Origin of the sequence: Massilia sp. Root335 (genome assembly GCF_001425685.1) — a bacterium.
Taxonomy (GTDB): Bacteria; Pseudomonadota; Gammaproteobacteria; order Burkholderiales; family Burkholderiaceae_D; genus Telluria; species Telluria luteola.
On sequence record NZ_LMCY01000043.1, the window covers coordinates 207,473 to 218,488 of the forward strand.

The window sequence follows — 11,016 nt, forward strand, 5'->3', positions numbered from 1 at the left end:
GGTGGGCACCCCGTGCCCATGCGTGACGTTCGCGTACCACATACGTCACGCGCGGGCACGTTTCATTCGAGGCCCCGGCCTCGAATGCCCTACGACCTGGGCGTCTTGCCGGCCTCGTTCCTGGCCTGGGCGGCCGCGGCCTTCGCTTCCGGATTCAACACCACCTGCACATAATTCCCCGTGTTCAGGTAACGCTGCGCAGCGCGCTTCACGTCGTCCACGGTCAGGTTCTGCACTTCCTTGTCGAACGTGAGGATGGTGCCCGGGTCGGTGCCTTCCGTCAGCGACGTCTGCAGGGCGGCCAGCCAGTAGGTATTGTCCTGCAGCGACTTGCGATACGTTTGCAGCCAGTTCGTCTTGACCTTGTCCAGGTCGGCCTGCGACGGCCCCTCGGTGCGCATGCGCTCGATTTCGGCGAAGGTCGCGCTCAGCACCTTGTCGACGTTGTCGGGGCCGGTCGGCAGGGTGACGCCGATCGTGTAGTGACTGTACGGAATGCGCGTCATCGAGCCTTCCATGCCGCCGCCGTAGATCAGGCCCAGCTTCTCGCGCAGCACGTCGATGATGCGGATGTTCATCACTTCCGTCAGCGCGGACAGGCGCAGTTCTTCCAGCTCCGTGACGTCGGTCGGGCCCGTGAAGGTCAGCGACACGGTGCTGCGGTCTTCCGAGCCGCTCTTGACTTCGCGCTTGACGACGCCCGACACGGGGCGGATGCCGAGGTCGCGGTAGGCCGTCGGGATGTCCGGCGTCGGCAGGCTGCCGAGGTAGGTGGCCACGAGCGGCTTGATGGCGGCCACGTCGAAGCTGCCGACGAAGATGAACGTCAGGTCCTTGGCGCTGGAAAAGCGCTGGCGGTAGATGGCGATGGCGCGGTCGAGGTCGATCTTCGTGATGTCTTCGGGGCGCAGCGCACGCGGTGCGCGCGGATTGTTGTTGTACAGCGTGGCCAGCACGGTGTCGCCGAACAGGGCGCCCGGCTGCGACAGGCGGTTGCGCGCCAGTTCCATCTGCTTGCCGATGAACGATTTATACAAATCCTCGTCGCGCCGCACGCCGGCGAACTTGAGCCACACCATCTGCAGCATCGTCTCGACGTCGGTGGCGCCCGCCGTGCCCGCGACCACGTCCGTGTTGTTGCCGAGGCCGGCGCTCACGGACGCGGCCTTGCCGGCCAGGATCTTGCGCATGTCGAGCGGCGAGAAATCCTTCAGGCCCATGGCGGCGACGATCGTGTCGGCGTAGCGGGCGTTGAACATGTCCTTGTCGTCGAACAGGCTCTGGCCGCCGAAGCGGGCGGCGCTCATCAGGACCTGGTCGTTGCGGAACGTGGTCGGCTTGAGGATCACCTTGACGCCGTTCGACAGCGTCAGCCGGGTCAGGCCGAGCGACGCGTCGCGGCTTTCGTCGACGATCTTGCCGGGTGCCGGCGGGTGTTCCATCAGGTGCGCGGCCACGGCCTTTTCGTCGTGCGGGTGCACGTCGCGCTTTTCGGCAGTGGCCACGGCCGCCAGCAACTGGTCGCCGGTCGGGATCGGCGCGTCGCCGTCGGCCTTGGTCGAGCCGGTGTAGATCACGAGCTTGCCGGAGTCGGCCGGGATGGTCTTGGCCGCGTAGGCATTGATCTCATCGAGCGTGATGCCGGGCGCGAGCTCCTTCACGTAGCGGTATTCCGCATCGATGCCGGGGATCGATTCGCCTTCGAGGAAGTTGCGCATCAATTCGGCGGCGTGGACGGCGGAATCGGTCTTGTCCCGCTCGTTCCAGGCGCGTTCGTAGGTGCGCATCATCGTCTTTTTCATGCGGTCGAGTTCGGCCGCAGTGAAGCCGAAGCGGCGCGCGCTCTCGTTTTCCTGCACGAGCGCGTCGATGGCGACGGTGGCGCCGCTCATGCCGAGCGCGGCCATCGCATTGTAGGAACGGTAGCGCGGGGTCAGGCGCGACAGCGCGCTGCTGGCGCCGATGAAGGGCGGGGAGGGCTCTTGCGACAATTCCTGCAAGCGCTGGTTGAGCATGCCGGCGAACAGGGCTTCGACCAGTTGCTCGCGGTAGCCGCGCAGCGTCTCGCGCTCGTGGAACGGGCGGACCGGGTAGCGGATCAGGATCGACGCCGGGCCCGCTTCCTTGTCGGTGACGACGAGCGCTTCGTTGTCCGTGCGGGCCGGGATCTTCGCGTACTCGCGCGGGCGCTCGTGAGCAGGGTTCTTGAGACTGGCGAAATGGCGCCGGATCATTTGCTCGGCCTTCGCCGGAGCGATGTCGCCGACCGCGACGACGGCCATCAGGTCCGGGCGATACCAGTCGCGGTAGAAGCGGCGCAGCGTGTCCGGCTTGAAGCTGCGGATGACGTCTTCCTGGCCGATCGGCAGGCGGTCGGCGTAGCGCGAGCCGTTGTAAATCTTGGGCATCAGCACCTTCTGGATGCGGTCGCCCGCGCCCTTGCCGAGGCGCGCTTCCTCGAGGATGATGTCGCGCTCCTTGTCGATGTCGGCATCGGTCAGCGTCAGGCCGTGGGCCCAGTCTTCCAGCACGAGGAAGGCCTTGTCCAGGTCTTCCTTGCGGTCGGACGGCACGGGCAGGATGTAGACGGTCTCGTCGAACGACGTGTAGGCGTTCAGGTCGGCGCCGAACTTCACGCCGATCGACTGCAGGTACGAGACCAGCTCGTGCTTCTTGAAGTGGCGCGAGCCGTTGAAGGCCATGTGCTCGGTGAAGTGGGCCAGGCCCTGCTGGTCGTCGTCCTCGAGGATGGAGCCGGCCTTGACGACGAGGCGCAGTTCCAGCTTGTGCTCGGGCATGCGGTTGCGCTGGATGTAATAGGTCAGGCCATTGTCGAGCTTGCCGACCTTGACCTGGGCCCCGATCGGCAGCGGATCGTCCAGCCGCAGGGGCGCGCCCGGCGCCAGGCCCTGCACGAGCAGGGCAGCGACGAGGAAAGAAATACGGGCGATACGGATCAGCATGCGACGACGTCCTCACACAGAAAAAATCATTCTACCTTGCCCGACCGGCGTCACACTTGTAAATGAGCATGATGTAACGCAGGGCCGATCGAGCGTCTCGTTGTCATTATGCAACGAAACAATGGGGCGATAGTGGTAGCGGGACTCTAGACGGGGCGGCGGCCCGGCGGCGATACGGTCGAGGGCTGGCAAATCCTTTAAAATAGCGGATTTCCGCATCAGCCGGTCCGTAATCGAGGAATCCACATGCCTATCTCCACCACCCAGGAAATCGTTGACGAACTGCGCGCCGGGCGCATGGTCATTTTGGTCGACGAGGAAGACCGCGAGAACGAAGGCGACCTGGTGCTTGCCGCCGAACACGTCACGCCCGAGGCGATCAACTTCATGATCCGCCACGCGCGCGGCCTCGTCTGCCTGACGCTGTCCCAGGAGATCTGCGACCGTCTCGAACTGCCGATGATGACGAGCCGTAACGGCACGTCGTTCGGCACCAACTTCACCGTCTCGATCGAGGCGGCCGAAGGCGTCACGACCGGCATCTCGGCGGCCGACCGTGCCCGCACCATCCAGGTGGCGGTGGCGAAGGACGCGAAGCCGGAAGACCTCGTCCAGCCGGGCCACATCTTCCCGCTGCGCGCCGTCAAGGGCGGCGTGCTGATGCGCGCCGGCCACACGGAGGCCGGCTGCGACCTGACCGAGATGGCGGGCCTGACGCCGGCGTCCGTCATCTGCGAGATCATCAAGGAAGACGGCACGATGGCACGCCTGCCGGACCTGCTGGAATTCGCGCAGGAACACGGCCTCAAGATCGGCACCATTGCCGACCTGATCCATTATCGCAGCCAGAACGAGACGCTCGTCGAGCGCGTGGCGGAACGTGCGCTGTCGACCGTGCATGGCGAGTTCAAGCTGGTCGCCTTCCGCGACAAGCCGAGCGGTTCGGCGCACCTGGCGCTCGTGCACGGCGCCCCGCAGGAAGACCGCGAGGCCCTCGTGCGCGTGCACCAGCCGGTATCGATTCTCGACGTGCTCGACAGTAACTCGACGTCGCACTCGTGGAACATGGCGGCCGCGATGCAGGCCGTGAAGGCGTCGGAGTCGGGCGTGATCGTGCTGCTCGACTGCGCCGAGACGGCCGACGAACTGTTCGCCCAGTTCGAGGACAAGCCGGTCCGCCCGGTCGGCCGCGCGGCCAACCTGGACCTGCGCACCTACGGCATCGGCGCGCAGATCCTGCGCCAGCTTGGCGTGCGCAAGATGAAGCTGCTGGCCAATCCGCGCAAGATGCCGTCCATGACCGGCTTCGACCTCGAAGTGACCGGCTATCTGGCCAAGCCCGGATGTGAAATCAAGGCATGACGCGTTACGCACGGCATAGGTAACGCGGTAACATTGACCCATTAATTAACGAAGCAAAGAGAACAAGAGGCATAGCCATGACGGTAGGAACTTTTGAAAGCAATATGGCAGGTGAAGGCTTGCGCATCGGTATCGTGCAGGCACGTTTCAATGCCGACGTCGGCCATGGCCTGCTGTCGGCCTGCCTGGCGGAACTGAAACATCTCGGCGTGGCCGACGAAGACATCCTGCACGTGACGGTCCCGGGCGCGCTGGAAATCCCGCTGGCCCTGCAGAAGATGGCCGAGACGCAGCAGTTCGATTCCCTGATCGCGCTGGGCGCCGTCATCCGCGGCGAAACCTACCACTTCGAACTCGTGTCGAACGAATCGGGCGCCGGCATCACCCGCATCGGTCTGGATTACGGCATGCCGATCGCCAACGCCGTCCTGACCACCGAGAACGACGAGCAGGCCGAGGCCCGCATGGCCGAGAAGGGCACGGACGCGGCCCGCGTCGCGGTCGAGATGGCCAACCTGCTGCTGGGCCTCGAAGAGCTGCAAGCCGAAGAAGAGTAAAACCATGACTGACAAGAACGCGCACGCCAACCCCAACAAGAACCGCACGCCGCGCCACCGCGCGCGCGAGTTCGCGCTCCAGGGGCTGTATCAATGGCTGCTGAACAATGAGCCGGCCGCTACGGTCGTCACCAACATCCGCAGCGCGCACGGCTTCGACAAGGCCGACGGCGAATACTTCATGGAGCTGCTGCACGGTGCGATCGCCCAGTCGGTCGAGCTGCGCGAGGTGATCGCCCCGACCGTCGACCGTCCGATCGCGGAACTGTCGCCGATCGAGCACGCCGTGCTGCTGCTCGGCGCGTACGAGCTGAAGAACCAGATCGAGATCCCGTACCGCGTCGTGATCAACGAGGCCGTGGAACTGACCAAGTCCTTCGGCGGCATCGACGGCCACAAGTACGTGAACGGCGTGCTCGACCGCCTGGCCGGCAAGATGCGGCCGGATGAGGTGACGGCGGACGCGCGGCGCTGAGCAGTTTCCTGCTAGCTCTATATTAGAAGGCCGTCCCGGGAAACCGGGGCGGCTTTTTTTATGTGACTGCCGTAGAACGTCGTTGCAGCGAAGGCGGGGGCAATGGTGTTACCGGAGCCATCGTGGCCAATGTGTCGGCAGCGGCAGCGGCAGCGGCAACGGCAACGACAACGGCAACGGCAGCAAAATGCAACGTCGTCCCCGCGAAGGCGGGGACCCAAGTGGTGTTGCCGGAGCCGCGATGGCGGCTGTGTCGGCAGCGGCAGCAAAATTGGGCCCCCGCCTTCGCGTGGGCGACGGCAGGGTAAGCGGTGCCACAGCAAAGCAAGCGGTGCCACGGCAAAGCAAGCGGTGCCACAGCAAAGCAAGCGGTGCCACACCAAAGCAAGCGATGCCACGGCAAAGCAAGTGGCGCCGGCCAAAAAGAAAGCCACCGCCAGCTCTCGCCGACAGTGGCTTTCGACCAGGAAAGGGTAAGACTCAGAGGCCGGCGACCGTTTCGCCGCTCTCGCTGTTGCCATGGGCGGCGTCGACCGCGGCGCTGTCCGGCTTGGCCGGCGCGCCGAGCGACTTCTGGGCCAGCGTCGTGCTCGGCGCTGGTGCCGAGGCCGGCGGGAAGTAGATCGGCACGTTCTTGCCGCTGGCGACCTGCTTCAGGCGCTTGTATTCGGTCAGGACCTTGGAGCCGTAGCCGGAATCGTCATCGGCCGCGCCGGCGCCGACATAGCTCTTCAGGGCGCCTTCGACCGAGCCGGTGCGGTTCACGTAGTCCTTCAGGATCAGGGCGCCGACACGGATGTTGGCAACCGGATTCAGGGCGGCCTGCGAGCCGCCGACTTCCTCGAACTTGTCGCTGTGGACCTTGGACATCACCTGCATCAGGCCCTGCGCGCCCATCGGGCTTTCCGCGAACGGATTCAGGCCCGACTCGATGGCCATCACGGCCAGGATCAGCAGCGGATCCAGCTTGATCTCGTGCGCCGTGCTGTAGGCGGTCGAGACGAGCATGTTGGCGGCGTCGCCGGCCACGCGGTAGCGGCGCGACAGCCAGTCCGTCACGTACTTCTGCTGACGGGTCGGATGGCTCTGCGCCTTGTCGTCGCTGTTGGCGATCTCGACGGCGTCCGCGCCGCGCGCGGCTACGAGCTGGATCGATGCATTGGCCGCAACCTGCGCCGGTGCGCTCTGGTGCGGGCTCAGGAAATCCGACACCCGTTTCGCAAAATCGGGGCGGCTGTACAGCAGGGCAATCATTGCAACTGCAGAAAGACCGAAAACGGTCAGGGTATGTTGTGCGGTAGTCAATAAACCGCGTGCCGCTTTGATCACGGAAGACCACGTGACTGGCTGGCTGGCCATGTGTTGGACGAGCCTTGCGCTCGTACCGATGAAGCGATGGATCATCGTCTCTCCTTTGTCGCGGAAAAAGCGGTCCCGGCGCAGCGCGTGGGCGCAGCGTTCGAGCGTACTCATGCCGTGCATCAGAAAACCGTCCGTCGCCGCCCGTAGCGGTCGAGGAACGCCGTCATTGCTTGCTTCAGCTGGGCCGCGCTGCAGTGGAGGCGCCCAGTGGCTAACAACTGTCTCGGGGTTGGTTGGGCAGACGCCCAGTGAAAACACTCCTAAAATGTCGCTGGGGCCCCGACCCCGTGAAAGAATGAGACCGGCTAAAATCACGTGCTGGACGGGCCCGTCTCAATTTGTACGCCGGATTGTAGAAGCTCGTTTATATCAAGTCAATACTAGCACTCAATCGTTCTATTACTTTTAGATCTAAAGACTGCCCTGGAGCTCATCAATTCTTTGGCAAATCAACCACTTGCCGCCGATTGTTAGCACACCTCAAAAGATGTAAAAAAGAATTAAAAATTCGATGAACTACTCTGATTTACGGGATTTTATTGCTAAGTTGCAAGAAATCGATGACTTCAAGCGCGTATCGGCGCCTATTTCACCGAATCTTGAAATGACGGAGGTGTGCGACCGGGTCCTGCGCGCCGGCGGGCCGGCGCTGCTGTTCGAACGGCCGGTGGGCCCGGACGGCGCGCCGTATTCCATGCCCGTCCTGGCCAACCTCTTCGGCACGCCGCGCCGCGTGGCGCTCGGCATGGGGGCGGACGACGTGGGCGAGCTGCGCAAGATCGGCCACGTGCTGGCGCGCCTCAAGGAGCCGGAGCCGCCCAAGGGTTTCCGGGACATCATGGACCTCGGCTCGCTCGTCAAGGCGGTGTGGGACATGGCACCCAAGGAAGTGAAGGGCGCCCCGTGCCAGGAAATCGTCTGGGAAGGCCAGGACGTCGACCTCGCGCGCCTGCCGATCCAGCACTGCTGGCCGGGCGACATCGCGCCCCTCATCACGTGGGGCCTCGTGATCACGAAGGGGCCGAACAAGAAGCGCCAGAACCTGGGCATCTATCGCCAGCAGGTATTGGGGCCGAACAAGGTCATCATGCGCTGGCTCGCCCACCGCGGCGGCGCGCTCGATTTCCGCGAACACTGCATCGCCAACCCCGGCAAGCCATATCCGGTGGCGGTGGCGCTGGGCGCCGACCCGGCCACCATCCTCGGCGCGGTGACGCCGGTGCCGGACACGCTGTCCGAATACCAGTTCGCCGGCCTGCTGCGTGGCCAGCGCACGGTGCTCACGAAGGCGATCGGCAGCGACCTGCGGGTGCCGGCATCCGCCGAGATCGTGCTGGAGGGCCATATCTATCCGGATGAGACCCATCCGTCCGGCTTCGAACATGCGCTCGAAGGTCCGTATGGCGACCACACCGGTTATTACAATGAGCAGGACTGGTTTCCCGTCTTCACGATCGACCGCATCACGATGCGGCGCGATCCGATCTACCACTCGACCTACACGGGCAAGCCGCCGGACGAGCCGGCCGTCCTCGGCGTGGCGCTGAACGAAGTGTTCGTGCCGCTGCTGCAGAAACAGTTCACCGAGATCACGGACTTCTATCTGCCGCCCGAGGGCTGCAGCTACCGCATGGCCGTCGTGCAGATGAAGAAGCAGTACGCCGGCCACGCCAAGCGCGTGCTGTTCGGCGTCTGGAGCTTCCTGCGCCAGTTCATGTATACCAAGTTCATCGTCGTCGTGGACGAGGACGTCGATGTGCGTGACTGGAAGGAAGTGATCTGGGCCATCACGACGCGCGTGGACCCGACGCGCGACACGGTCCTGGTCGACAACACGCCGATCGATTACCTCGACTTCGCGTCGCCGATCAGCGGCCTGGGCAGCAAGATGGGTATCGATGCTACTAATAAGTGGCCGGGCGAGACGAACCGGGAGTGGGGGACGCCGATCGTCATGACGCCGGACGTGAAGGCGCGGGTGGATGGGATCTGGCAGCAGCTGGGGCTGTGATGTCGGATTGACGCCGGTGGATGTGTGTGTGGTCTATATAAGGTATGCACGCATCATCCAATGCCGGGCAACGCGGTTTGCCGCCGCCCCCACACTCGGTTATAATGAGCGCTGGCGGGCCCCTGCGCATTGTGGCATGGTTTACCTGGTCAGGTCGGGAACGAAGCAGCCAAAGCCGTTCACCGCAAGTGCCGCAGATCAGGCTCGCCTTCTGATTTTTAAAACAGCTGCCGCGGCAGCTGTTTTTGTTTGCCGCGACGTTCTCAGTCGTCGATTTCCGCTTCGAACGGCCGCGTCGACCATTCCACCAGCGGGTTTTCCTTCAGCATGTCCTCGTCGAACTTGAGCCTGACACGGTGCTGGGCGTCGCTGGCGTAGCGCTTGTCGCCGCTGGCGGTCTTGATGGTCAGCTGGGCCGGCTTGTCGAACTTGAAGATCACCGATTTCATCGTGGGCACGAACATGCTCAGCGCGCCGGCGACCTTGCCGATCGCGGCATTGGTCTGGGGGATCGCGCCCATCACGGCCGCGTAGCGCCACTGCGTCGTCTCGGGCAGCACGGCGCCCAGGTCGAAACCCATGCGCATCTTTTCGCCCTTGGGCAGGCTGGTCCAGATCTGCGCGTCATGCGCGAGCCACTGGGGGTTGAGCGTCATGCGCGCGCGTCCGCTGGCATCGAGCGGCATGGGCGTCCGGCTGGCGCCGTCCACGACGACGAGGCCCGCATCCAGCGGCGAGATCGCCTTGTTGACCGGCACCAGCTTGGCGTACAACACCACCTTGTCGCGCTCGGCCGGGGGCAGGGCATCGAACTTGTCCAGCTTGATGACGTCGACCAGTTTGCGGTACGGAATCCATTCGCGTTCGGCGGCATGGCCCGGCAACGCGAGCAGCAGGGAAGCGATGACCAGCGGAAGCTGCAGGGATGTTTTCATTTTTTCCGAATTGAAAGAAAAACATCAGTGTAGGGGAATTCCGGACGAGCGTCTAATGTTGCCGCGATGGCCGCGGTGTACGGTAAAATCGCGGTATGTCCTATCAAGTCCTCGCCCGCAAATACCGTCCCCGGAACTTTGAAACGCTGGTTGGCCAGGAGCACGTCGTCCGTGCGCTGACCCATGCCTTGCGTACCGGACGGCTGCACCACGCCTATCTGTTCACCGGCACGCGCGGGGTGGGCAAGACCACGCTGTCGCGCATCCTGGCCAAGTCGCTCAACTGCGTCGGGCCGGACGGCAACGGGTCGATCACGGCCGAACCGTGCGGCCAGTGCGAACCGTGCCGCGCGATCGATGCCGGCCGCTTCGTCGACTACGTCGAGATGGACGCCGCGTCGAACCGCGGCGTCGACGAGATGGCCCAGCTGCTGGAACAGGCGGTCTACGCGCCGAGCAATGCGCGCTTCAAGGTCTATATGATCGACGAGGTGCACATGCTCACGAACCACGCCTTCAACGCGATGCTGAAGACGCTGGAAGAACCGCCCGAGCACGTGAAATTCATCCTCGCGACGACGGACCCGCAAAAGATTCCCGTGACGGTGCTGTCGCGCTGCCTGCAATTCAATTTGAAGCAGATGCCGCCCGGCCACATCGTGGGCCACCTGGAAAACATCCTCGGCCAGGAAGGCGTGACGTTCGAGCAGCCCGCGCTGCGCCTGCTGGCCCAGGGCGCGCACGGCTCGATGCGTGACGCACTGTCGCTGACCGACCAGGCCATCGCGTATGCGGCCGGCGCCGTCACGCTCGACGCCGTGCAGGGCATGCTGGGCGCGCTTGACCAGTCCTATCTGGTCCGCCTGCTCGATGCGCTGGCCAACGAGGACGGCGCCGACCTGATGGCCGTCGCGGACGAGATGGCCAGCCGCAGCCTGTCGTACAACGGCGCCCTGCAGGACCTGGGCACGTTGCTGCACCGGATCGCGCTGGCGCAGACCGTGCCGGCCGCGCTGCCGGACGACCTGCCGGAACTGGCCGACATCCAGCGCCTGGCGGCGGCATTCGATCCGCAGGAAGTGCAGCTGTATTACCAGATCACGGTGCACGGCCGCAACGAGATCGGCCTCGCGCCGGACGAGTACGCGGGTTTCACCATGACGCTGCTGCGCATGCTGGCGTTCCGTCCGGGACAGGGCGGGGCCGACCAGGCAGCCCGGCCCGCGCCCGCCGCGCTGGCGCGGGCGATGCCGCAGGCGGCACCGGCGCGTCCGGCGGCAGCCGCGGCGCCCGCGGCCGCACGGCCGGCAGGACCGGGCCCGGCGCCCACGGCAGCCGCAGCCGTGCATGC

8 protein-coding genes and 1 other RNA gene are annotated in these 11,016 nt (G+C 64.7%); 6 read left to right on the top strand and 3 right to left on the bottom strand.

Going from position 1 to position 11,016, the window contains the following annotated elements:
• Positions 1 to 89: 89 nt before the first annotated feature.
• Positions 90 to 2,963 carry a pitrilysin family protein gene (locus ASC93_RS22195; protein ID WP_056447552.1) on the bottom strand — a complete coding sequence of 958 codons (2,874 nt, stop codon included), beginning with the start codon at positions 2,961 to 2,963 and terminating at the stop codon, positions 90 to 92.
• A gap of 246 nt (positions 2,964 to 3,209) precedes the next feature.
• Here ASC93_RS22195 and ribBA point away from each other — a divergent pair, with 246 nt between their 5' ends.
• From ribBA to nusB, 3 genes are all read left to right on the top strand, one after another.
• Positions 3,210 to 4,325, top strand: coding sequence for a bifunctional 3,4-dihydroxy-2-butanone-4-phosphate synthase/GTP cyclohydrolase II (gene ribBA / locus ASC93_RS22200; protein ID WP_056447554.1), 1,116 nt, complete (start codon positions 3,210 to 3,212; stop codon positions 4,323 to 4,325).
• Positions 4,326 to 4,402: 77 nt separating this feature from the next.
• Positions 4,403 to 4,882 carry a 6,7-dimethyl-8-ribityllumazine synthase gene (gene ribH, locus ASC93_RS22205; protein ID WP_056447556.1) on the top strand — a complete coding sequence of 160 codons (480 nt, stop codon included), beginning with the start codon at positions 4,403 to 4,405 and terminating at the stop codon, positions 4,880 to 4,882.
• Between the two features lie 4 nt (positions 4,883 to 4,886).
• Positions 4,887 to 5,357 (top strand): transcription antitermination factor NusB, encoded by a 471-nt coding sequence (gene nusB / locus ASC93_RS22210; RefSeq protein WP_056447559.1) that lies wholly within the window; start codon positions 4,887 to 4,889, stop codon positions 5,355 to 5,357.
• Between the two features lie 480 nt (positions 5,358 to 5,837).
• Here the strand turns inward: nusB and ASC93_RS22215 are convergent, their stop codons facing one another.
• Positions 5,838 to 6,611, bottom strand: coding sequence for a transglycosylase SLT domain-containing protein (locus ASC93_RS22215; RefSeq protein WP_056447561.1), 774 nt, complete (start codon positions 6,609 to 6,611; stop codon positions 5,838 to 5,840).
• A gap of 619 nt (positions 6,612 to 7,230) precedes the next feature.
• Here ASC93_RS22215 and ubiD point away from each other — a divergent pair.
• Entirely contained in the window at positions 7,231 to 8,730 is a 1,500-nt protein-coding gene (gene ubiD, locus ASC93_RS22220) for a 4-hydroxy-3-polyprenylbenzoate decarboxylase (RefSeq protein ID WP_082548252.1), read from the top strand.
• A gap of 113 nt (positions 8,731 to 8,843) precedes the next feature.
• Positions 8,844 to 8,942, top strand: an RNA gene (ffs, locus tag ASC93_RS30145) — signal recognition particle sRNA small type.
• Positions 8,943 to 8,993: 51 nt separating this feature from the next.
• On the opposite strand, the gene ASC93_RS22225 is transcribed toward ffs, so the two are convergent.
• Positions 8,994 to 9,665, bottom strand: a complete 672-nt coding sequence (locus ASC93_RS22225; RefSeq protein ID WP_056447566.1) for a hypothetical protein — start codon at positions 9,663 to 9,665, stop codon at positions 8,994 to 8,996.
• Positions 9,666 to 9,760: 95 nt separating this feature from the next.
• On the opposite strand from ASC93_RS22225, the gene dnaX reads away from it, so the two are divergent.
• The coding region (gene dnaX / locus ASC93_RS32350; RefSeq protein WP_157202075.1) for a DNA polymerase III subunit gamma/tau at positions 9,761 to 11,016 on the top strand (1,256 nt) is incomplete at its 3' end.

What these genes read in the sequence shown, in the direction of transcription:
- ASC93_RS22195 (WP_056447552.1), bottom strand. Translation starts at nt 2,963, where the DNA reads ATGCTGATCCGTATCGCCCGTATTTCTTTCCTCGTCGCTGCCCTGCTC.
- ASC93_RS22225 (WP_056447566.1), bottom strand. Translation starts at nt 9,665, where the DNA reads ATGAAAACATCCCTGCAGCTTCCGCTGGTCATCGCTTCCCTGCTGCTC.
- nusB (WP_056447559.1), top strand. Translation starts at nt 4,887, where the DNA reads ATGACTGACAAGAACGCGCACGCCAACCCCAACAAGAACCGCACGCCG.
- ubiD (WP_082548252.1), top strand. Translation starts at nt 7,231, where the DNA reads ATGAACTACTCTGATTTACGGGATTTTATTGCTAAGTTGCAAGAAATC.
- ribH (WP_056447556.1), top strand. Translation starts at nt 4,403, where the DNA reads ATGACGGTAGGAACTTTTGAAAGCAATATGGCAGGTGAAGGCTTGCGC.
- ribBA (WP_056447554.1), top strand. Translation starts at nt 3,210, where the DNA reads ATGCCTATCTCCACCACCCAGGAAATCGTTGACGAACTGCGCGCCGGG.
- ASC93_RS22215 (WP_056447561.1), bottom strand. Translation starts at nt 6,611, where the DNA reads ATGATTGCCCTGCTGTACAGCCGCCCCGATTTTGCGAAACGGGTGTCG.